The sequence below is a fragment of the Streptomyces sp. SM10 genome, assembly GCF_002910915.1.
Taxonomy (GTDB): Bacteria; Actinomycetota; Actinomycetes; order Streptomycetales; family Streptomycetaceae; genus Streptomyces.
In genome coordinates this window covers 38,839-60,928 of the sequence record NZ_NEUF01000028.1, presented here as the reverse complement: position 1 = coordinate 60,928, position 22,090 = coordinate 38,839, and the positions used below count along the sequence as shown (strand labels likewise).

The following is a 22,090-nucleotide window of genomic DNA, read 5'->3' as shown; positions in this document are numbered from 1 at the left end:
CCTCTACTGTCCTGACGTTCGACCCGCCGGGCCGACCGGACCGGCGGGCCAGCACGTCACCCGTGGAGTGATCGTGGAACGTCGGACCTTCTTGCGCACAGCCGTGATCGGTGGCTCGGCGGCGGCCTTCGGCGGCACCCTGTGGCGGGGTGCCGCCTCCGCCGACCCCGCACAGCCCGCCACCGGCCCCTACGGTGCGCTGCAGGCTGCCAACAGCAACGGCATCCTGCTGCCGTCGGGCTTCACCAGCCGGATCATCGCCCGTTCGGGGCAGACCGTCGCCGGCACCTCCTACGCCTGGCACAGAGCACCGGACGGAGGGGCCACCTTCACCGACGGCTCGGGCTGGATCTACGTCTCCAACGCCGAGGTGTCCTCGGGCAGCGGCGGCGGGGCGAGCGCGGTGCGCTTCAACTCCTCGGGGACCGTCACCTCCGCGTACCGGATCCTGTCCGGAACGAACAACAACTGCGCGGGCGGCAGGACCCCGTGGAACACCTGGCTCTCCTGCGAGGAGGTCACGCGCGGCTTCGTGTACGAGACCGACCCGTGGGGCGTGAACGCCGCCGTGCAGCGCCCGGCGCTGGGCCGGTTCAAGCACGAGGCCGCGGCGGCGGACCCCGACCACGGCTACGTCTACCTGACCGAGGACGAGACGGACGGCCGCTTCTACCGCTTCCGTCCCACCACCTGGGGCAGCCTCACCAGTGGCACCCTCCAGGTGCTGGTGGCGGGGGCCGGGACCAGCGGCCCGGTGACCTGGACGACGGTGCCCGACCCGGACGGCTCCCCCACCCGGACCCGCTACCAGGTCTCCGGCGCCAAGGCGTTCAACGGCGGCGAGGGGTGCTTCTACGCGGCCGGCACCTGCTGGTTCACCACCAAGGGCGACAACCGGGTGTGGGCGTACGACGCGAACGCCTCGTCCCTCTCGCTGGCCTACGACGACTCGCTCGTCACGGGCGGCGGCGCCCCGCTGACGGGCGTCGACAACGTCACCCGCGCCGTCTCCGGCGACCTGTACGTCGCGGAGGACGGCGGCAACATGGAGATCTGCCTGATCACGCCGGACGACACGGTCGCTCCGTTCCTGCGGATCAGCGGTCAGTCCGGCTCCGAGATCACCGGGCCCGCCTTCTCGCCGGACGGGCGGCGGCTGTACTTCTCCTCGCAGCGAGGGACCAGCGGCAGTTCCTCCGGCGGGATCACCTACGAGGTGACGGGGCCCTTCCGATCCTGACGCACCCCTTCGGCAGCGGTCGCGGAGCGGTTCCGCGGCCGCTGCCTCCCCGGGGTGTCAGGCCTGGCCCTGGACCGCGGCCGGGTCCATCCAGACGACCTCCCAGATGTGGTGGTCGGGGTCCTGGAAGGAACGGCCGTACATGAAGCCCTCGTCCATGGGCTCGTTGGCGGGCGACCCTCCGTTGGCGAGCGCGGCGTCGGCCATCTCGTCGACCTTCTCGCGGCTCTCCGCACTCAGGGCGATGAGGACCTCGGTCGTTCTCGACGAGTCGGCGATCTCCTTCTTGGTGAAGTCCTTGAAGCGCGGCTCGCTGATCAGCATGGCGAAGATGGTGTCGCTGATGACCAGACACGCGGTCGACTCGTCGCTGAACTGCGGGTTGAAGCCGAAGCCGAGCTTCCCGAAGAAGTCCTTCGTCGTCCCGAGGTCCTTGACCGGCAGGTTCACGAAGATCATCTGAGGCTGGGGCATGATCGATTCCACTCTTCCGTCCGGCACTCTGCGGTGCTTCCGCGCGCTCCGTACGCGCGCTCACGAGAGGTAGACGACGGCCGCGCGCGGAACTCATCGGTCGGCGCGCGGGCTCTCCCCGGGCGCCCGGGAGGCGGGCCGCGCTCAGGGCACCGGGAGCGGCGCCCCGCCCCTGAGGAGGGCCGCGCCCAGCGGGGTCAGCGTGTGCAGGACCGAGCTGCCGTGGCGCAGGGTCCGCACCAGTCCGGCCTCGCGCAGCACGCAGGCGTGCTGGCTCGCCGACGCGAGGGAGACCCCGGTCCTGCGGGCCAGCTCACTGGTCGTGCAGCCGCTGTCGATGGAGCGCAGGACCGCGGAGCGCGTGTGCCCCACGAGCCGGCCGAGCCAGGGTCCGGGCTCCGCGAAGGCCGGGGCGCCGGGGTGGGTGACCGGGTAGACGAGGACCGGCGGGAGGCGTGGGTCCCGGTAGACGACGGGGGTGCCCCGGCAGAAGAACGACGGCTGGAGGAGCAGCCCCCGCCCGTCGAGGCGCAGGTCCCGGTCGACGGGGTAGTCCGCCTCCAGCACGGGCGCACGCCAGCGGATCATCGGCGGCAGGGTGGCGAGCAGCTCGTCCGCGCCGCCGTCCAGCAGGGCGCGGCCGCGTACGGCACGGTCGGCCTCGACGCTCGCCCGGATGTGCGGCCAGTACGGCTCCACCGCGGCGCGGTGGTAGGCGCGCAGGGTGGAGATGAGGCGTCCCAGCGGCTCCGTACGCCCCTCGACGAGCGCCTCCGCCAGAGCGCCGGACGTCTGTACGCCGGAGGGCCGGCGCGCGGGGGTGCCGTTCCCGGACAGCAGTCCGATCTCGCCGCGTATGCGGTCCACGGGTGTGTCGCGCAGCGCCTCCATTCCGGCATCGAGCCCGTACGGCTCGGCGGCCCCCTCGGAAGGCGTCAGGAAGTCGGGGAAATAGCCCCGGGGCGGGACGATCGCGGAGAGCAGACGCGTTTCGCCATTCAACCGGTTGCGGGATTCCTTCCGCCATTTCCCGAAGACCGTGGAACCCCGCCGGTCCCTCAGCCGGTGAAAACTGAGAACGGTCTCCCACATCGCGTCCGGCCTCGTGGCCATCCGCACGCGCGAAAGGTCCACTCCGGACACATGGATACGCAGCACCGAACCCCCACTGTTGCACTCGCAATTGCCCCCGCCGAAGCGTATGCACAGCGTCACAGGAGGTCACCACGGGGTTTCGGCCACAGTTGAAATGTCTCGCCCGAATCCACGCCACCCGAAAGGCTGTACGACGTCGGGTGCGCATCCGGCGTCACCGAATGAGCGGATGAGGGCCGTGGGGGGCCTTGCCCGTTCGGCGGCGGTGAGCGACGGTGCGGCTCCGCACCCGGCAGGGGTAAGCGGGCGCGGCCCGGGGATGGGGATCCCCCGGCCGCGCCCGGTCCTACGCCCCCGCTTTGCGCACCGAACGGTGAAAAGGCCGCCACCGGGACGGCCGCTTAAATGGTTCGTCGTTCAATTGACGAAGCGGCGGCACCCCCGCACAGGGTGCCGCCGCTTCCTGGTAATCCGGCTCCGCCGTCGGGCCGATGAGGGTCTCTGTGAACCGCCGGCGGTGTCCGGAGTCGCGGGGCCCCGGCCCCGGGGCCTCAGCGGCTGTCGCTGCCCCGCGATTCGGCGGCCGCCCGGCCCGCTTCCAGCCGGGCCACCGGAATGCGGAACGGCGAGCAGGAGACGTAGTCCAGGCCCACCTCGTGGAAGAAGTGCACCGACTCCGGGTCCCCGCCGTGCTCGCCGCAGATGCCGAGCTTGAGGTCCGGACGCGTGGCGCGGCCCGCCTCCACGGCGCTGCGCACGAGGGCGCCGACGCCGTCCTTGTCGATCGTCTCGAACGGCGACACCCCGAAGATGCCCTTCTCCAGGTACGCGGTGAAGAACGAGGCCTCCACGTCGTCGCGGGAGAAGCCCCACACCGTCTGGGTGAGGTCGTTCGTGCCGAAGGAGAAGAACTGTGCGGCCTCGGCGATCTGACCGGCGGTCAGCGCGGCACGGGGCAGCTCGATCATCGTGCCGATGGACAGGTTCAGCTCGGTGCCGGTGGCCGCCTCGACCTCCGCGATGACGCGGTCGGCCTCCTCACGGACGATCTCCAGCTCCTGGACCGTGCCGACGAGCGGAATCATGATCTCGGCGCGCGGGTCGCCCTTGGCGTTCTTGCGCTGCGCCGCCGCCTCCGCGATGGCGCGGACCTGCATCGCGAACAGACCGGGGATGACCAGACCCAGACGGACGCCGCGCAGCCCCAGCATCGGGTTCTGCTCGTGGAGCTTGTGCACGGCCTGCAGCAGACGCAGGTCGTTCTCGTTGGCGTCCTTGCGGGACTCGGCGAGCGCGACCCGCACGGAGAGCTCGGTGATGTCGGGCAGGAACTCGTGCAGCGGCGGGTCGAGCAGCCGCACGGTGACGGGCAGCCCGTCCATCGACTCGAACAGCTCGATGAAGTCGGCCTTCTGGAGCGGCAGCAGGGCCTCCAGCGCCGTCTCCCGCTCGTCGTCGGTGTCCGCGAGGATCAACTTCTCGACCATCTCGCGGCGCTCGCCGAGGAACATGTGCTCGGTGCGGCACAGCCCGATGCCCTGGGCGCCGAAGCGACGCGCCCTGGAGGCGTCCTCGGCGTTGTCCGCGTTGGCCCGTACGCGCAGCCGGCGTACCCGGTCGGCGTACGCCATGATGCGGTGCACGGCGGCGACGAGCTCGTCCGCGTCGTCGGCGCCCGCGTGCATGCGGCCCTCGAAGTACTCGACGACCGGGGACGGGACGACGGGGACCTCACCGAGGTACACCTTGCCGGTGGAACCGTCGACGGAGACGAGGTCGCCCTCCTCCACGACGGTGTCCCCGACGGTGAGCCGGCGGCGCTTGGTGTCGACCTCGATCTCCTCGGCGCCGCAGACACAGGTCTTGCCCATGCCGCGGGCGACGACGGCCGCGTGCGAGGTCTTGCCGCCGCGCGAGGTCAGGATGCCCTCGGCCGCGATCATGCCGTCGAGGTCGTCGGGGTTGGTCTCCCGGCGGATGAGGATGACCTTCTCGCCGGACCGCGACCACTTGACGGCCGTGTACGAGTCGAAGACGGCCTTGCCCACGGCCGCACCCGGGGAGGCGGCGATGCCGCGGCCCAGCAGCACGCTGGCGGCGCCGTGGTCGAAGCGCGGGAACATCAGCTGCGCGAGCTGGGCGCCGTTGACCCGCTGGAGCGCCTCGGCCTCATCGATGAGCCCCTGGTCGACGAGCTGGGTGGCGATGCGGAAGGCGGCGCCGGCGGTGCGCTTGCCGACCCGGGTCTGGAGCATCCAGAGCTGTCCGCGCTCGATGGTGAACTCGATGTCGCAGAGGTCCCTGTAGTGGGTCTCCAGCGTCTCCATGATCTTCATCAGCTGGTCGTACGACGTCTTGTCGATCGACTCCAGCTCGGCGAGCGGCACGGTGTTGCGAATGCCCGCGACGACGTCCTCGCCCTGGGCGTTCTGGAGGTAGTCGCCGTAGACCCCCTGGTGGCCGCTGGCGGGGTCACGGGTGAAGGCGACGCCCGTGCCGGAGTCCGGGCCGAGGTTGCCGAAGACCATCGAGCAGATGTTGACGGCCGTGCCGAGGTCGCCGGGGATGCGCTCCTGGCGGCGGTAGAGCTTGGCCCGGTCGGTGTTCCACGAGTCGAAGACCGCCTTTATGGCCAGGTCCATCTGCTCGCGCGGGTCCTGCGGGAAGTCCCGTCCGGCGTCCCGGGTGACGATCTTCTTGAACTGCTTGACCAGCTTCTTCAGGTCGGCCGCGTCCAGGTCCACGTCGACCGTGACGCCCTTGGCCTCCTTCGCGGCCTCCAGCGCCTCCTCGAAGAGCTCGCCGTCGACACCGAGCACGGTCTTGCCGAACATCTGGATGAGACGGCGGTAGGAGTCCCAGGCGAAGCGCTCGTCACCCGCCTGGGCGGCGAGGCCGACGACCGAGGCGTCGGAGAGGCCGATGTTGAGGACCGTGTCCATCATGCCGGGCATGGAGAACTTCGCGCCGGAGCGGACGGAGACCAGCAGCGGGTCGTCGGCCTGGCCGAGGTTCTTCCCCATGCGCCGCTCGAGCGCGGTGAGGTGCGCACTGACCTCGTCGCGCAGCTCGGCCGGCTCGTCACCGCTGTCGAGGTAGACCTTGCAGGCCTCGGTGGTGATGGTGAAGCCCGGAGGGACGGGCAGCCCGAGGTTGGTCATCTCGGCGAGGTTGGCGCCCTTGCCGCCCAGAAGATCTTTCAGATCCTTGTTGCCCTCGGTGAAGTCGTAGACGAACTTCTGGGGATCTTTGTTTTCCGACACGGGTCTCGACTCCTCGAGGACGCGGTGGCTGCCCTGACGGCGAGGAACATACCCAGATCGAAGGTGTCTGGGTACGCCCACTTGCGCGTCATGAGGTCTCAACCACCCGTCCGCCAGCAGATCGAAAGTAACGCGAGAGCACCGCCCACAGGAGGAATGCGTTCAACCCTTGAAGTCAAGATGACGGAAAGTGACGACTTTCGATACATGTGTCTACGTGGAGTGGCGGATGCTTTGATCGATCAAAGTAAACACGCCTGGCACCCAGTGCCGCCATTTGAGAAGTACAGCCTGCGAAAGTGCGCTCATCTGAGCCACACGCCCCTCAGGGGTGGCGAGAATCACGCCTCCGAGGGCGCTCAGATGTCACGATCCGGACGCCCGAAGGCCCACACCTGGTCATCCCTGAGCCACGAACTGAAGACACGCAGTGACGAAGGGTCCGCGAAAGGAGAGCGGACCCACACAGCCACCCTCGGATCGCAGCGAATGACGTCCGATCCGACGAGAAAAGCCCGCTCATCTGAGCGGGCCCTCTGTGGGGCACCCGGTGCCCTTGCGCAACGGCCGGCGCTCAGCCGCCCGAGGTGTCCAGCTCGGCGTCGGCGCTCACGCCCGCGCAGTCGTAGGGGTCCTTGAGCCAGCCGTCCGGCAGCGCCACCCGGTTGTTCCCGGAGGTACGCCCCCGGGGGCCGTCGGCGCCGTCAGGCCAGGGCTGGTCCAGGTCGAGCTCCTGGAGCTGCCCGCCCAGCTCCTCCAGCGACGAGGTGACCGCGAGCCTCCGGCGCATGTCCGAGCCGACCGCGAAGCCCTTGAGGTACCAGGCCACGTGCTTCCGGAAGTCGATCACTCCGCGGCTCTCGTCGCCGATCCACTCCCCCAGCAGCGTCGCGTGGCGCAGCATCACGTCCGCGACCTGGCGCAGGGCGGGAGCCTGCCTGGTGCCCGTGCCCTCGAAGGCGCTGACGAGGTCGCCGAAGAGCCAGGGCCGGCCCAGGCAGCCACGGCCGACGACCACGCCGTCGCAGCCGGTCTCCCGCATCATCCGCAGGGCGTCGTCGGCGCTCCAGATGTCGCCGTTGCCGAGGACGGGGATCTCGGGGACGTGCTCCTTGAGGCGCGCGATGGCGTCCCAGTCGGCCGTGCCGCCGTAGTGCTGGGCGGTGGTCCTGCCGTGCAGGGCGACGGCCGTGATGCCCTCCTCGACGGCGATGCGTCCCGCGTCGAGGTAGGTCGTGTGGTCGTCGTCGATGCCCTTGCGCATCTTGATGGTGACCGGGAGGTCGCCGGCCTGGGCCACCGCCTCGCGGAGGATCGCCCGCAGCAGGGGCCGCTTGTACGGAAGCGCGGAACCGCCGCCCTTGCGGGTCACCTTGGGGACGGGGCAGCCGAAGTTCAGGTCGATGTGGTCGGCGAGGTCCTCGTCGACGATCATGCGGACCGCCTTACCCACGGTGACCGGGTCCACCCCGTACAGCTGGACGGAGCGCGGGGTCTCGCTCGCGTCGAAGTGGATGAGCTGCATCGTCTTCTCGTTGCGCTCGACCAGCGCCCGCGTGGTGATCATCTCGCTGACGAACAGTCCCTTGCCGCCCGAGAACTCACGGCACAGGGTGCGGAAGGGGGCGTTGGTGATGCCGGCCATGGGGGCGAGCACGACCGGCGGCCGCACGGTGTGCGGGCCGATCCGGAGCAGCGGGAGGGCAGGGGCGAGCGTGGTCATGGCCCCATTGTCCCGCACGCGGGCGGCGGCGCGGGAGCCGCCCGTTCAGGTCCCGGCGAGAGCCGTGGCCAGCAGCCGCTCCAGCGCCTGGCGGGACTCCTCGTCCGAGGGGACGTACGTCACCAGGCGTGGGCCCGCCGAGGGGCCCAGCCACAGATCGGTGTGGTCGAGGCGGAGCAGCCCCACCCGGGAGTTCCGGAAGATCTTGGTCCGGTTCGAGGGGCCGACGACCTCGTGCCGGGCCCAGATCTCGCGGAATTCGGGCGAGGCAGCCTCCAGCCGCCCCAGCAGGGCCTTCCAGGCGGGCTCCGCCAGGTGCTCCGCCATCGACGCCCGGAACTTGGCGGCCATGACCCGGTTCGCCGCCGGCAGGTCGACGACGGAGGCGCGCCAGTCCTCGTCGAGGTAGCCGAGCAGCATGCAGTTGCGGTCCTCCGGGGCCACGGCGTCCAGGTCGCACAGCAGCCTGCCGTAGGTGCGGTTGTAGGCGAGGATGTCGTAGCGGCTGTTCTGGACGCAGGCAGGGAAGGGCTCCAGGCGCGTGAGCATCTCGTGGACGGCCGGGGCGATGCCCGTGCAGGCCGAGCCCGGCGCGGGGTCGACGGCCCCGGCGAGGGCGAAGAGGTGGGTGCGCTCGCTGGGGTCGAGCAGCAGGGCGCGGGCCAGGGAGTCGAGGACCTGCGGCGAGACCTGGATGTCGCGCGCCTGCTCCAGCCACGTGTACCAGGTGACGCCGACGGCCGAGAGCTGGGCGACCTCCTCGCGGCGCAGCCCGGGGGTCCGCCTGCGGCTGCCCCGTGGAAGACCGACCTGCTCGGGGGTGATCCGCTCGCGACGGCTGCGCAGGAATCCGGCGAGCTCGTGCCGCCGGACCTCGCCGGTCCCGGGTATTTCGGTCGCCGTGGTCGTCATGGTCCCAGCCTGCCGAATGTCCGGGCGGATGGCCAGGTGCTCCTGGTACCAGGATAAGGAGACTCTGGTACCAGGCTGGGGACGGGTCCATCGTCGAGGGCGTGAGTGAATCCTCTGTACTGACGAACGCGTCCGGCACCGGCACCCCGGTGGCGCGGTACGACCACCCCGCGCCGGTGCTCGGCGGGCTCGGGCTGTTCACCGTACTGCTGGGCGCGGCGCTGCCCCTCATCGACTTCTTCATCGTCAACGTGGCCCTGCCCACCATCGACCACGACCTGGCCGCGGGCCCCGCCCTGCTCGAACTGGTCGTCGCGGGCTACGGCCTCGCGTACGCCGTGCTGCTCGTCCTCGGCGGGCGCCTCGGCGACATGGCCGGACGGCGCAGGCTCTTCCTCATCGGGATGGCCGCGTTCGGCCTCACCTCCCTCGCCTGCGGACTGGCACCGGACGCCTGGACCCTGGTGGCCGCCCGGGTGGCGCAGGGAGCCGCGGCGGCGCTGATGCTGCCACAGGTGCTCGCCACCATCCAGGCGGCCACGTCCGGGCACCGCAGGGCGCGGGCCATGAGCCTGTACGGGGCGACGGCCGGGCTCTCCATGGTCGCCGGGCAGATCCTCGGCGGGGTCCTGGTCTCCGCGGCGCCGCTCTCCTCCGTGTTCGGCGAGAGCGCGGGCTGGCGGTCCGTCTTCCTGGTGAACGTCCCGGTGGCGGTGGCGGGGCTGTTCCTGGCCGCCCGCTCGCTGCCGGAGAGCCGTTCGGACCGGCCCGCCCCCGTCGACGTGCCGGGCACGCTGCTGCTGGCCCTCTCCCTGACGACGCTGCTGGCCCCGCTGACCGAGGGGCGGGCGGCCGGCTGGCCGCTGTGGACCTGGGTGTCCCTGGGCGTGTTCCCGTTCGCCGCGGTGGCCTTCTACCGCGTGGAGCGGCGGGCCGACGCGCTCGGCCGGACGCCGCTGGTGCCGCCGAGCCTGCTGCGGCTGGAGTCGCTGCGGCGCGGACTCGCCCTGGTCGTGCCGTTCTCCATCGGCTTCGGCGGCTTCATGTTCGTGATCGCCGTGGCCCTCCAGCAGGGCCTGGAGATGGGCCCGGCCGCCGCCGGTCTGTCACTGGCGCCGATGGCCGCCGCCTTCTTCGCGGCCTCGCTGGCCGGCCCCCGGCTGGTCCGGCGCTTCGGAAGCCGGGTCGTGACGGCCGGCGGGCTGATCCAGGGCGTGGGCGTCGCGGTGCTGGCGCTGACCGTGTGGCGCGGCTGGCCGGACCTCGGGCTGCCGGGACTGCTGCCGGGGGTCGCGCTCGCGGGGCTGGGGCAGGGGCTGCAACTGCCCGTCCTCCTCCGCATCGTGCTGTCCGACGTGCCGGCCGAGCGGGCCGGAGTGGGCGGCGGCGTGATGACGACGACCCAGCAGGCCGCACTGGCGCTCGGCGTCGCCACGCTCGGGACGCTCTTCCTCGCGCTGGTGCCGGGATCGGGCATGCGGGACGCGCTGATCGTGACGCTGCTGGTGCAGCTGGCGGCCGTCGTCCTGACGACGCTGCTGAGCCTGCGGCTGCCCCGCGCGGTGGGGTGAGGGGGACGGGCGCGGGCCCGGACCACCGAGGTGGTCCGGGCCCGCGGTCGTACGGGTGGCGGAAGGACGTCAGCTCTCCGCCGGTGCGTCCTGCGCCGGTGCGGCCTCGGTGGCGGCACGCTCACGCATCTTGCGCACCAGCTCCTGCTTCCTGTCCTCGGCGGCCTTGCGGTCGTTGTCGCGCGCGGGGCCTGCGCCCTGCTGTTCGGCGCGGGACAGCTTCTTGCGCTGTCCGCCGACGCCGAGAAGGTTGTTGCGGCTCTTGGCCACGGGGTTCTCCCGTTCGTGGTGAGGGGGTGAGGATGACGCCTCGTGTATCGATCCGCTGGGCGACGGGCGGTCGGCCCGTCGCGCGCTCACTCGTAGATCTGGAAGAACGAATACATGGCCATGAAGGTACCCCGGGCGAAGAGGCACCTCATCCGGTTTTTCTCCGGCCGTGCGACCGAGGCGGTCAGGCCGACCGCCCGGCCATGCGGCTGAGTCGGTCACGTCGACCGCCCGGCACGCGGCTCAGGCGGTCGGGTCGACCGTGGCCTGATGGGCCTCGGTCAGGTGCTCCTCGGCCTTGAGCCAGGGCAGGAACTGCGCCCCCTTGCGCCATCCGCAGGTGCCGCAGGTCAGCTGCCGCTGCATCCCCGACTTCCGTACGTGGACGACGTGTTCACGGCCGTGCTGGTCCCATCTGCTGACCTTGCTCGTGGTCATGGACGGCATCCGGGCCTCCCCTGTGGACGAGTGGGTCCAGTCTGCACGAGGCCCCCGGCTCCGTGCGCCGGAACCGGGGGCTTCGTGGGGCCTTCGTCATGAAGACGGGGTGCGGTCAGCAGCCCAGCAGGCGGGAGCCGAGGTAGCTCTGGATCTGGTCCAGGGAGACGCGCTCCTGCTTCATCGTGTCGCGCTCGCGCACGGTCACCGCGTTGTCGTCGAGGGTGTCGAAGTCGACGGTGACGCAGAACGGCGTGCCGATCTCGTCCTGGCGGCGGTAGCGGCGGCCGATGGCGCCCGCGTCGTCGAACTCGATGTTCCAGTTCTGCCGGAGGTCGGCGGCGAGGCCCTTGGCCTTCGGCGACAGCTGCGCGTTGCGGGACAGCGGCAGGACCGCGACCTTGACCGGCGCCAGGCGCGGGTCGAGGCGCATCACGGCGCGCTTCTCCATGACGCCCTTGGCGTTGGGCGCCTCGTCCTCGCTGTACGCGTCGAGGAGGAACGCCAGCATCGAACGGCCGACACCGGCCGCGGGCTCGATGACGTACGGCGTGTAGCGCTCGCCCTTCTCCTGGTCGAAGTAGACGAGGTCCGTGCCGGAGGCCTCGGAGTGCGCCTTGAGGTCGTAGTCGGTGCGGTTGGCGACGCCCTCGAGCTCGCCCCACTCGCTGCCGCCGAAGCGGAAGCGGTACTCGATGTCAGCGGTGCGCTTGGAGTAGTGGGAGAGCTTCTCCTGCGGGTGCTCGAACCACCGCATGTTCTCCTCGCGCATGCCGAGACCGGTGTACCAGCTCCAGCGCTGCTCCATCCAGTACTCCTGCCACTGCTCGTCCTCGCCCGGCTTGACGAAGAACTCCATCTCCATCTGCTCGAACTCGCGCGTGCGGAAGATGAAGTTGCCCGGAGTGATCTCGTTCCGGAAGGACTTGCCCATCTGCGCGATGCCGAACGGCGGCTTCCTGCGCGAGGTCTGCAGCACCTGGCCGAAGTTGGTGAAGATGCCCTGGGCGGTCTCGGGGCGCAGGTAGGCGACCGAGCCGGAGTCCTGCGTCGGGCCGAGGTGGGTGGAGAGGAGGCCGGAGAACGCCTTGGGCTCGGTGAAGGTGCCCTTGTTGCCGCAGTTGGGGCAGTTGAGGTCGGCCAGGCCGTTGACGGGCGGCTTGCCGTGCTTCTCCTCGTACGCCTCCTCCAGGTGGTCGGCACGGTAGCGCTTGTGACAGGAGGTGCACTCGGTGAGCGGGTCGGAGAAGGTGGCGACGTGGCCGGAGGCCACCCAGACCTCGGGGGCCAGGATGACCGACGAGTCGATGCCGACCACGTCCTCGCGCGCGGTCACCATGTAACGCCACCACTGGCGCTTGAGGTTCTCCTTCAGCTCGACGCCCAGCGGCCCGTAGTCCCACGCGGCCCGCTGGCCGCCGTAGATCTCACTGCAGGGGTAGACGAAGCCACGGCGCTTGCTCAGGCTGACGATGGTGTCGATCTTGTCGGCGGCCACGGTGCTCTCTTCATTACGACGGCGGAACTGGACAGGGACGACGCGCGACGCCTCGGCGGAGGTGGTGATCGGGAGACGGGCGGGCGAATACCCCAGATTACCGGCGGGCGCACCCTCTGGATCAAATCGGTGGGGCGCATCGCGGTCACCGGGTTCGGTACCGGGCATCTCATCGGCCTTGTTGACAATCGTTTCCACTTTTGTTGAAAATGACTGTCATGAACGTACGCCGCCTCATACCCACAGCCGCCGTCGCCGGAGCAGTCACCCTCGGCCTCACCGCGCTCTCCGCCTGCTCCTCGTCCGACGCGGCCGGGGGCGGGTCCGACGGCAGGCTGGACGTGGTGGCGTCCTTCTACCCGATGCAGTTCCTGGCCGAGGAGATCGGCGGGACGCACGTCTCCGTCACCACGCTGACGAAGCCGGGCGCCGAGCCGCACGACCTGGAGCTCTCCCCCCGGCAGGTCGGCTCCCTGAGCGACGCCGACTACATCCTGTTCCTCAAGGGCGTCCAGCCCGCCGTCGACGACGCCGTCGAGCAGGCCGGCGTCGAGGACACCGTGGACGCCGCGGATCTCACCACACTCGAGAAGCACGGCTCCGAGGTCGGCCACGACCACGGGCACGAGGAGGAGGGCGAGGAGCACGGCGGCGGGGAAGAGGCCGGACTCGACCCGCACATATGGCTGGACCCGGTGAAGTACGCCGAGGTCGCCGAGGGGGTCGGGAAGTCGCTGGAGAAGGCCGACCCCGACCACGCCGCGGACTACCGCAAGAACACGGACGCCCTGGTCACCGAGTTGAACGCGCTGAACACGGCGTACGAGACCGGTCTGAAGAACAGCGCCACCAAGACGTTCGTCACCACCCACTCCGCCTTCGGCTACCTCGCCGAGCGCTACGGCCTCACCCAGGAGGGCATCGCCGGCCTCGACCCCGAGGCCGAGCCCAGCCCCGCCCGGATCGACGAGATCCACCACGTCGCCGAGGAGAGCGGGGCCACGACCGTCTTCTTCGAGAAGCTCGCCAGCGACAGGACCGCGAAGACGCTGGCCAAGGACCTCGGCCTGAAAACCGCGGTCCTGGACCCGCTGGAGGGAATCACCGGCAAGTCCGCCGGTGCTGACTACCTCGAGGTCATGAAGTCCAACCTCACCGCGCTGCAGAAGGCCCTCGGCGCGAAGTGACCCCCGAACCAGCCGCAGCACCGGAGGCGACCGTGCCCGATCCCCGTACGCCAGAACCCGTGATCAGCATGCGCGGAGCCACGGCGACGCTCGGCTCGCGCCCCGTGCTGCGCGGCGTCGACCTCACCGTCCACCGCGGCGAGGTCGTGGCGCTGCTCGGAGCCAACGGCTCGGGCAAGTCCACCGCCGTGCGCTCCGTCATCGGCCAGGTGCCGCTCACCGGCGGCACGGTCGAGCTCTTCGGCACTCCGCTGCGCCGCTTCCGCCGGTGGGCCCGCGTCGGGTACGTACCGCAGCGCACCACGGCGGCGGGCGGGGTCCCCGCCACGATCCGCGAGGTCGTCGCCTCCGGGCGGCTGTCGGTCACGAAGCTGAGGCTGCCCGGCCGGGCGGACCGGGCAGCAGTGGACCGGGCCATCGAACTCGTGGGCCTGGCGGACCGTGCCGGTGACTCCGTGGACGCCCTCTCCGGCGGCCAGCACCAGCGGGTCCTGATCGCCCGCGCGCTGGCCTCCGAGCCCGAACTGCTGATCATGGACGAGCCGATGGCCGGGGTCGACCTGGCCAGCCAGGAGATCCTCGCCACGACACTGCGCGAACAGGTCGCCGGCGGCGCGACGGTACTGCTCGTCCTCCATGAGCTCGGCGCCCTGGAACCGCTGATCGACCGGGCCGTCGTGCTGCGCGACGGCTGCGTCATGCACGACGGACCGCCCCCCGAGGCCGTGGGCCAGCACGCCCTGCCCGGCCACGACCACGTACACCCCCACGCGGCCTCCGAGCCCGTCCGGACGGGACTGCTGAGCTGATCATGCTGGAATTCCTGAACCCCCCCTTCATGCAGCGGGCCCTGATCGCGGCCGTCCTGGTCGGCATCACCGCACCCGCCATCGGCATCTACCTCGTCCAGCGGCGCCAGGCCCTGATGGGCGACGGCATCGGCCACGTCGCGATGACCGGCGTCGGTCTCGGCTTCCTGCTCTCCACCAGCCCCGTCTGGATGGCGACGCTCGTCGCCGTGGCCGGTTCCGTCGTGATGGAGCTGATCCGCTGGTACGGCCGCACCCGGGGCGACATCGCCCTGGCCATGCTGTTCTACGGCGGCATGGCGGGCGGGGTGATGCTGATCAACCTCTCGGACACCGGATCCAACGCCAATCTGACGTCGTACCTCTTCGGATCGCTGTCGACGGTCTCCGAAGAGGACATCACGGCGATCGTGCTGCTCGCCGCCTTCGTCGTGCTGGTCACCGTGGGGCTGCGCCGACAGCTGTTCGCGGTCAGCCAGGACGAGGAGTTCGCCCGGGTCACCGGACTGCCGGTGCGCGCGATCAACCTGCTGGTCGCGGTGACGGCCGCGGTCACCGTCACCGTGGCGATGCGGGTCGTCGGCCTGCTGCTGGTCAGCGCGCTGATGGTGGTGCCGGTCGCCGCCGCGCAGCAGATCGCCAAGTCCTTCAAGGTGACCTTCGTGCTGGCCGTCGCCATCGGCACGGCCGTCACCCTGGCCGGGACCGTGACCTCGTACTACCAGGACGTGCCGCCCGGAGCGACGATCGTCCTGCTGGCCATCGCCGCATTCGTCCTGCTGACGGCGCTCGCCGCGCCGCTGGCCCGCAGGCGCGCCCGGAACGCCGGAAGCGGGGCCGACCGGTGCACCCTTGAGGTACCAGGGGCCCGCCCGGCCCCGGACGACGTGCGCGTGTGACCGTGCCCCCGGGACGGACTGGCACAATGGCCCGACATACGTACGGGCGACACGAGGAGGCAGCTGTGGCGACGGCGCCGATCAGTGGCACGAACGCGGCTCCGGTACGCGGCCGGTCCACCCGGCAGCGGGCGGCGGTCGCGGCGGCGCTCGACGAGGTCGACGAGTTCCGCAGCGCCCAGGACCTGCACGACGTGCTCAAGCACCGGGGCGACTCGGTCGGACTGACCACGGTCTACCGCACGCTCCAGTCCCTCGCCGACGCCGGCGAGGTCGACGTCCTGCGCACGACCGAAGGCGAGGCCGTCTACCGGCGGTGCTCGACCGGTGACCACCATCACCACCTGGTCTGCCGCGTCTGCGGCAAGGCCGTCGAGGTCGAGGGTCCCGCCGTGGAGCAGTGGGCCGAGACCATCGCCTCGCAGCACGGCTACGTGAACGTGGCCCACACGGTGGAGATCTTCGGGACCTGCGCGGACTGCGCGAACCCCGAGGGCTGACCCCTGCCGCACGACGACCGGCCCGTGGAGGGGGCCCCGGCACCGGGGCCCCCTCCACGCGGTGTCAGCCCTTCGTGATCTCCTCGGCGCCACCGAAGCGCCGGTCGCGCCGGGCGAACTCCAGGCAGGCGTTCCACAGGTCGCGACGGTCGAAGTCCGGCCACAGGACGTCCTGGAAGACCATCTCGGCGTACGCGCTCTGCCAGATCAGGTAGTTGGACGTGCGCTGCTCGCCACTGGGGCGCACGAACAGGTCCACGTCCGGCATGTCCGGGTAGTAGGTGTACTTCGCGAACGTCTTCTCGTTGACCTTCGAGGGGTCGAGCTTCCCGGCGGCCACGTCCTCGGCGATGCGCTGCGCCGCGTCCGCGATCTCGGCCCGGCCGCCGTAGTTGACGCAGAAGTACAGCGTCAGCTTGTCGTTGTCCTTCGTCTGCTCCTGCGCGACCTGGAGCTCCTGGACGACCGACTTCCACAGCTTGGGCATGCGGCCGACCCAGCGGATCCGGATGCCGAGCTCGTCCATCTCGTCGCGGCGGCGCCGGATGACGTCGCGGTTGAAGTTCATGAGGAACTTCACCTCGTCCGGCGAACGCTTCCAGTTCTCCGTGGAGAACGCGTACAGCGAGAGGTTCTTGACGCCCATCTCGATGCAGCCCTTGAGGACGTCCATGACGACGCCCTCGCCGACCTTGTGGCCCTCGGTGCGCGGAAGACCCCGCTCCTTGGCCCAGCGGCCGTTCCCGTCCATCACGACGGCGACGTGCTTGGGCACGAGCTCGCCGGGGATCTTCGGCGGGGTGGCGCCGGAGGGGTGCGGCTCGGGGGTCTTGTACTCACGCCGGTTACGGCCGCCGAGCATCCCGCGTACTGCCATGGGCTTCTCTCGTCTCCCTCTGTCACTTCTCTACGTACCGCAGCGAGCGCAGGCCGCGCTCCAGATGCCAGTGCAGATAGGCGGACACGAGTCCGCTCCCCTCCCTGACATGGCGCGCCTCGGACGCGTCCGCCGTCTCCCAGTCGCCGGTGAGCAGGGCGCTCAGCAGTTCGACGGCCTCCGCCGAGGGTACGACGCTGCCGGGCACCCGGCAGTCGCCGCATATGACCCCGCCCCCCGCGACGGAGAAGAACCGGTTCGGTCCGGGCATTCCGCACTTGGCGCAGTCGTCGAAGCTGGGGGCGTAGCCGTTGACGGCGAGGGAGCGCAGCAGGAACGCGTCCAGGATGAGGTTCGGCGCGTGCTCGCCGCGGGCGAGGGTGCGCAGACCGCCGACGAGCAGCAGGTACTGCTGGACGGCGGGCTCGCCCTCGTGGTCGGTGAACCGCTCGGCGGTCTCCAGCATCGCGGTGCCCGCGGTGTAGCGGGCGTAGTCGGAGACGATCCCGCCGCCGTACGGGGCGATCGTCTCGCTCTGGGTGCACAGCGGCAGACCGCGGCCGACGAGCTCGCTGCCGCGCGCGAAGAACTGCACGTCCACGTGGGAGAAGGGTTCGAGCCGCGCCCCGAATTTGGACTTGGTGCGGCGCACCCCGCGCGCCACGGCACGCACCCGCCCGTGGCCGCGGGTCAGGATCGTGATGATCCGGTCGGCCTCGCCCAGCTTCTGCGTACGCAGCACGACGCCGTCGTCCCGGAACAAGCTCATGGCCCCATTGTCGCCCACCGGGGCGCCTGCCCGGGAAGGGGCTCCAGGACCGGCAGGGGGCCCGGGACGCGGGCACGGGAGTCCCGGAGGCCCGGCCGAGGTCTACGACGGCGTACGCGCCGCCTCCAGCAGCTTCGCCGTGTCGGCGGAGCAGAGCTGGAGCGCGCTGCCCACCGTGGTCAGCACGTGACGCTCCGCCTGGGTGTAGGGGCCGTCGGCGAGCGCGATCCTGGCACCCCGCAGCAGGATCGCCTCGCGCCCGGGCACGGCCAGGTGCGGTGCGAGCGGCTCCAGGACCTCGTGGAGCTCGATGGCGAGGGCGGGCCCGCAGGCCTCGGCCGCGGGATCGGTGCCGTCACCGTGCCCGGTCTCCGCGGCGAGCACCTCGACGATGGTGAAGAGCTGCTCCTGGGAGCAGTCGTCGAGGCCGGCGTCGCGGACGGTGGCCGCCGCGGTCTCCAGGACCGTGCGGGAGGTGGTACCGCCCGCGGCGAGCACGGCCAGCGTGACCGTGTGGACGGCTTCCCGCAGCATGGCGGAGAACCGCGTGGTGGTGGGGTGGTCGAGGGTGTCGGGCGCGAAGTGCGTCCCGCAGGCCGCACAGGCGACGACGGGCCCCGCGCTGCCGCGGGCCAGCAGGGGCAGGCCGAGGACGGTGAGGCGGTGCCGGCCGGTGAGGCGCCGGTAGTTGCGGTCGCCTCCGCAGCACGGGCAGAAGAACTCGCCGTCACCGACGGTGTCCCAGACGGTACGGATGCCGTAGATGCGCAGTCTCAGGGCGCGTTGTCCTTTGGCTGTCCGCACGTCGCACACCTCCGTAACGCCACGGCAACATTGCCGCGTTGGACGTGATGTTAGCCACATGCGTGAGGCGGCGTCAGTATCCCGTAGGTCAAATCACCGGGAGATGGCCGAACCCCGTCCACCCTCGGCGGGTGAACGGGGCTCTCGGGCCGAGCAGTTCAGCGGCGTATCCGTTGTTTGTCCGGAATGCCGCGCGGTGGCGTCAGCGGGTCGCCCGGTTGACCGCGGAGACGACCGCCTTCAGCGAGGCGCGCGTGGTGTTGGCGTCGATACCGATGCCCCACAGCACCTTGTCGTCGATCGCGCACTCGATGTAGGAGGCGGCCTGGGCGCTCGCGCCCTCGCTCATCGTGTGCTCGGTGTAGTCCAGCAGACGGGCGTCGATGCCGATGGCCTGCAGCGCCTCGAAGAACGCGGAGATCGGGCCGTTGCCGGAACCGGTCAGCACGGTGTCCGCGCCGTCCACGGTCGCGTCGACGGTGATCGTGTCCCGGCCGTCGGAACCGGTCGTCGTCTGGCCGGAGCGGATCTGCACGCGCCCCCAGGCGTTCTCCGGGTTGGGCAGGTACTCGTCCTGGAACGTGGACCAGATCTGGGCCGGCGTGACCTCGCCGCCCTCGGCGTCGGTCTTGGCCTGAATGATCCGGGAGTACTCGATCTGCATCCGGCGCGGCAGGTCCAGCTTGTGGTCGTTCTTCAGGACATAGGCGATTCCGCCCTTGCCGGACTGCGAGTTGACGCGGATGACGGCCTCGTAGGAGCGGCCGACGTCCTTCGGGTCGATCGGCAGGTACGGCACCGCCCACTCGATGTCGTCGACGGTCTTCCCCTGGGAGGCGGCGTCCGCCTCCATGGCGTCGAAGCCCTTCTTGATGGCGTCCTGGTGGGAGCCTGAGAAGGCGGTGTAGACCAGGTCGCCCGCGTAGGGGTGGCGCGGGTGGACCTCCATCTGGTTGCAGTACTCGCTGGTGCGGCGGATCTCGTCGATCTGCGAGAAGTCGATCTGCGGGTCCACGCCCTGCGAGAAGAGGTTCATGCCCAGGGTGACCAGGTCGACGTTGCCGGTGCGCTCGCCCTGGCCGAACAGGCAGCCCTCGATGCGGTCGGCGCCCGCCATGATCGCCAGCTCGGCGGCGGCGACGGCGGTGCCCCGGTCGTTGTGCGGGTGGACCGACAGGCAGACGTAGGGGCGGCGGGTCAGGTTGCGCGACATCCACTCGAAGCGGTCCGCGTGGGTGGACGGCGTCGAGCGCTCCACGGTGGCGGGCAGGTTCAGGATGATCTCGCGGCCCTCCTCGGGCTGCCAGACGTCGCAGACCGCCTCGCACACCTCCAGGGCGAAGTCCAGCTCGGTGTCGGTGAAGATCTCCGGGCTGTACTGGTAGCCGAAGATCGTCTCGTCGCCCAGGATCTTGTCCGCGTACTCCATGACCAGCCGGGTGCCGTCCACGGCGATCTGCCTGACCTCCTCCTTCGAGCCGCGGAAGACCACGCGGCGGAAGGTGGGCGCGGTGGCGTTGTACAGGTGGACCGTGGCCCGGTGGGCACCGCGCAGTGACTCGACGGTGCGCTCGATCAGTTCCTCGCGCGCCTGCGTCAGGACGGAGATCGTCACGTCCTCGGGGATCGCGCCCTCTTCGATGATGGAGCGTACGAACGCGAAGTCGGTCTCGCCGGAGGACGGGAAGCCGACCTCGATCTCCTTGTAGCCCATGCGTACGAGCAGGTCGAACATCTCGCGCTTGCGGGCCGGCGACATGGGGTCGATCAGGGCCTGGTTGCCGTCACGCAGGTCGGTGGACAGCCAGCGGGGGGCCCGCGTGATGCGGTTGTCCGGCCAGGTGCGGTCGGCGATGTCGACGGCCTCGTAGCCGCGGTACTTGTGGACCGGCATCCCGGAGGGCTTCTGCAGCTGCCCGGCGTTGGTCACGGGGGTGGGTCCACCGACGGGGGCGTCGTTGTGCACAAAGGGATTCACTGCGGTCATGGCGTACGGCTCCTCTGAGGTCCAGCAGGGGCGGCCGACTGTGTCGCTGCAACAGCGAACTCCGCGGGGAGGGAGCCGGCCTACGACTACAGGCCCTCGCCGCGGCAGCTAAGAAGGAGCAGCCCGAAACGCATGATGCGGCAACACTAACCGAGGGACGCCTGATACGTCGGTCCGTATCAGTATGCGGGATCGGAGCGATGTGGAGACAGAACGGTGATACATCACTCCATTTCGTCAATCACGATCGCAACCAGTGACATGGCGGTGACGGAGTGCCACAGTCATTTGCATGCAGCCTCGACCGAACCACGGGCTCCAGCCCGTCTTCTGCACCATCGTGCCGCCCCACGTCCTCGACAAGCTGTCCCAGGCCGACGACCCGGCCCTGGCCGATCCCGCACGGCGGACCCTGGAGGCCGACGGGGCCCGGCGCCACCACCGGCGGGTGACCGCGCTGGCCTGGACCCCCCAGGCCGCCGGCACCTCCGCCCCGGTTCCCAGCAAGCCCCACCGCACCCTGTACGACTGCCGTCACGGCACGGACCTGCCGGGCGTCAAGGTCCGCGACGAGGGCGACGAAGCCACCCAGGACGCCAGCGTCAACCGCGCGTACGCCGGGCTCGGCGCCACCTTCGACCTGCTGCTCACGGAGTACGGCCGGAGCTCGATCGACGGCAAGGGGCTGCCGCTCATCGGCTCCGTGCACTACGACGAGAAGTACAACAACGCGTTCTTCGACGGCGAGCAGATGGTCTTCGGGGACGGCGACGGGGAGATCTTCCTCGACTTCACCGTGGCGATCGACGTCATCGCCCACGAACTGGCGCACGGGCTCACCCAGTACACCGCCAACCTGGCGTACGAGGGCCAGTCCGGCGCGCTCAACGAGTCCGTGTCGGACGTCTTCGGCTCCCTGGTCAAGCAGTACTCGCTGGGCCAGAGCGCGGACCAGGGCGACTGGCTGATCGGCGCGGGGCTGCTCGCCCCCCGGGTCAGCGGTGTCGCCCTGCGGTCGATGAAGGCGCCGGGCACGGCGTACGACGACGACGTGCTCGGCAAGGACCCGCAGCCCGCGTCGATGGACGACTACGTCGAGACGGACGAGGACAACGGCGGGGTCCACATCAACTCCGGCATCCCCAACCGTGCCTTCTACCTGCTGGCCACCGCCCTCGGCGGAAACGCCTGGGAGCGGGCCGGCCGGATCTGGTTCGACGTGCTGACGGGGGGCGAGCTGGCCCAGGACGCGTCGTTCACGGACTTCGCCAGGCTCACCGTCGCGGCCGCGCAGCACAGGTTCGGGGAGGGAGACGAGGCCGAGGCGGTGCTGAAGGCATGGTCGGAGGTGGGCGTGCCGACCCGCTGAACGGGTAGAACCACGCGGGACCGTCCGGGCGGGGTCAGGCAGGAGCCAGCACACATGCGCATTCAGGTGAGCCGGACCGGCGGGTTCGCCGGCATCGCACGCCACGGCGAGGTCGAGACCTCGGGACGGCCCGACGCCGCGGAGTGGGAGGCCCTGGCCGAGACGGTGCTCGCCGCCGGCCGGGGCGGCCCGCCCGCGGGGGTGCCGGACGGTTTCCGCTACAGGATCACGGTCGGCGACCGGACGGTCGACTGCGCGGACCCCCGGCTGACCGAGGCGCAGCGAACGCTGATCTCCGGGGTGCTGAAAGAGGGCGCGTAGTCCCGGGCCCGGCCGTCCGAAGGGGCGGCCGGGCCCGGGACCCGCTCAGAGCCCCCGCTTGCGCGGCTGCTCCGGGACCACACC

The 22,090-nt window shown here is 70.6% G+C and carries 20 protein-coding genes; 8 read left to right on the top strand and 12 right to left on the bottom strand.

Annotated elements, in window-relative coordinates:
• Positions 1–73 precede the first annotated feature (73 nt).
• Entirely contained in the window at positions 74–1,240 is a 1,167-nt protein-coding gene (locus tag B9S57_RS02040; RefSeq protein ID WP_103513803.1) for an alkaline phosphatase PhoX, read from the top strand.
• A gap of 57 nt (positions 1,241–1,297) precedes the next feature.
• Here B9S57_RS02040 and B9S57_RS02035 read toward each other — a convergent pair whose 3' ends face one another.
• The 5 genes from B9S57_RS02035 to B9S57_RS02015 all read right to left on the bottom strand — a co-directional run bounded on the left by B9S57_RS02035 (position 1,298) and on the right by B9S57_RS02015 (position 8,707).
• A complete protein-coding gene (locus B9S57_RS02035) occupies positions 1,298–1,714 on the bottom strand; it encodes a VOC family protein (protein ID WP_103513819.1) in 417 nt (138 codons plus the stop codon).
• Between the two features lie 144 nt (positions 1,715–1,858).
• Positions 1,859–2,872 (bottom strand): helix-turn-helix transcriptional regulator, encoded by a 1,014-nt coding sequence (locus B9S57_RS02030; RefSeq protein ID WP_103513802.1) that lies wholly within the window; start codon positions 2,870–2,872, stop codon positions 1,859–1,861.
• Between the two features lie 488 nt (positions 2,873–3,360).
• Entirely contained in the window at positions 3,361–6,072 is a 2,712-nt protein-coding gene (gene ppdK, locus B9S57_RS02025) for a pyruvate, phosphate dikinase (RefSeq protein WP_103513801.1), read from the bottom strand.
• 574 nt (positions 6,073–6,646) lie between these two features.
• Positions 6,647–7,795, bottom strand: coding sequence for a tRNA dihydrouridine synthase DusB (gene dusB, locus B9S57_RS02020; RefSeq protein ID WP_103513800.1), 1,149 nt, complete (start codon positions 7,793–7,795; stop codon positions 6,647–6,649).
• Positions 7,796–7,840: 45 nt separating this feature from the next.
• Positions 7,841–8,707 carry a helix-turn-helix transcriptional regulator gene (locus B9S57_RS02015; RefSeq protein ID WP_103513799.1) on the bottom strand — a complete coding sequence of 289 codons (867 nt, stop codon included), beginning with the start codon at positions 8,705–8,707 and terminating at the stop codon, positions 7,841–7,843.
• 101 nt (positions 8,708–8,808) lie between these two features.
• Here B9S57_RS02015 and B9S57_RS02010 point away from each other — a divergent pair, with 101 nt between their 5' ends.
• The gene (locus B9S57_RS02010; RefSeq protein WP_374935902.1) at positions 8,809–10,278 is read left to right on the top strand and encodes an MFS transporter; all 1,470 of its coding nucleotides are present in this window, start codon (positions 8,809–8,811) and stop codon (positions 10,276–10,278) included.
• Between the two features lie 69 nt (positions 10,279–10,347).
• Here B9S57_RS02010 and B9S57_RS02005 read toward each other — a convergent pair whose 3' ends face one another.
• From B9S57_RS02005 to B9S57_RS01995, 3 genes are all read right to left on the bottom strand, one after another.
• Positions 10,348–10,548 (bottom strand): DUF6243 family protein, encoded by a 201-nt coding sequence (locus B9S57_RS02005; protein WP_103513798.1) that lies wholly within the window; start codon positions 10,546–10,548, stop codon positions 10,348–10,350.
• Between the two features lie 243 nt (positions 10,549–10,791).
• Positions 10,792–10,995, bottom strand: coding sequence for a hypothetical protein (locus B9S57_RS02000; protein WP_103513797.1), 204 nt, complete (start codon positions 10,993–10,995; stop codon positions 10,792–10,794).
• A gap of 106 nt (positions 10,996–11,101) precedes the next feature.
• Positions 11,102–12,484 carry a glycine--tRNA ligase gene (locus B9S57_RS01995; RefSeq protein WP_103513796.1) on the bottom strand — a complete coding sequence of 461 codons (1,383 nt, stop codon included), beginning with the start codon at positions 12,482–12,484 and terminating at the stop codon, positions 11,102–11,104.
• A 218-nt stretch (positions 12,485–12,702) separates the two neighbouring features.
• Between B9S57_RS01995 and B9S57_RS01990 the strand changes: the two genes are divergently transcribed.
• The 4 genes from B9S57_RS01990 (at position 12,703) to B9S57_RS01975 (ending at position 15,879) form a co-directional block, all read left to right on the top strand.
• Positions 12,703–13,671, top strand: a complete 969-nt coding sequence (locus B9S57_RS01990) for a metal ABC transporter substrate-binding protein (protein WP_103513795.1) — start codon at positions 12,703–12,705, stop codon at positions 13,669–13,671.
• A 68-nt stretch (positions 13,672–13,739) separates the two neighbouring features.
• Positions 13,740–14,480, top strand: a complete 741-nt coding sequence (locus B9S57_RS01985) for a metal ABC transporter ATP-binding protein (protein ID WP_374935903.1) — start codon at positions 13,740–13,742, stop codon at positions 14,478–14,480.
• Positions 14,480–15,379, top strand: a complete 900-nt coding sequence (locus B9S57_RS01980) for a metal ABC transporter permease (RefSeq protein WP_181011200.1) — start codon at positions 14,480–14,482, stop codon at positions 15,377–15,379. Before B9S57_RS01985 ends, B9S57_RS01980 begins: the two co-directional genes overlap by 1 nt.
• 65 nt (positions 15,380–15,444) lie before the next feature.
• Positions 15,445–15,879: a Fur family transcriptional regulator gene (locus B9S57_RS01975; RefSeq protein ID WP_103513792.1), complete on the top strand. Its 435-nt coding sequence runs from the start codon at positions 15,445–15,447 to the stop codon at positions 15,877–15,879.
• A gap of 64 nt (positions 15,880–15,943) precedes the next feature.
• Here B9S57_RS01975 and B9S57_RS01970 read toward each other — a convergent pair whose 3' ends face one another.
• The 4 genes from B9S57_RS01970 to leuA all read right to left on the bottom strand — a co-directional run bounded on the left by B9S57_RS01970 (position 15,944) and on the right by leuA (position 20,316).
• A complete protein-coding gene (locus tag B9S57_RS01970; protein ID WP_103513791.1) occupies positions 15,944–16,756 on the bottom strand; it encodes an isoprenyl transferase in 813 nt (270 codons plus the stop codon).
• 22 nt (positions 16,757–16,778) lie between these two features.
• On the bottom strand, positions 16,779–17,525 hold the full coding sequence (gene recO, locus B9S57_RS01965) for a DNA repair protein RecO (protein ID WP_103513790.1): 747 nt from the start codon (positions 17,523–17,525) through the stop codon (positions 16,779–16,781).
• Between the two features lie 102 nt (positions 17,526–17,627).
• Positions 17,628–18,329 (bottom strand): TerB family tellurite resistance protein, encoded by a 702-nt coding sequence (locus tag B9S57_RS01960; RefSeq protein WP_103513789.1) that lies wholly within the window; start codon positions 18,327–18,329, stop codon positions 17,628–17,630.
• A gap of 202 nt (positions 18,330–18,531) precedes the next feature.
• Positions 18,532–20,316 (bottom strand): 2-isopropylmalate synthase, encoded by a 1,785-nt coding sequence (gene leuA / locus B9S57_RS01955; protein WP_103513788.1) that lies wholly within the window; start codon positions 20,314–20,316, stop codon positions 18,532–18,534.
• A 292-nt stretch (positions 20,317–20,608) separates the two neighbouring features.
• Between leuA and B9S57_RS01950 the strand changes: the two genes are divergently transcribed.
• A complete protein-coding gene (locus tag B9S57_RS01950) occupies positions 20,609–21,685 on the top strand; it encodes a M4 family metallopeptidase (RefSeq protein WP_103513787.1) in 1,077 nt (358 codons plus the stop codon).
• Between the two features lie 54 nt (positions 21,686–21,739).
• A complete protein-coding gene (locus B9S57_RS01945) occupies positions 21,740–22,006 on the top strand; it encodes a protealysin inhibitor emfourin (protein ID WP_103513786.1) in 267 nt (88 codons plus the stop codon).
• The last annotated feature ends 84 nt before the right edge of the window (positions 22,007–22,090 follow it).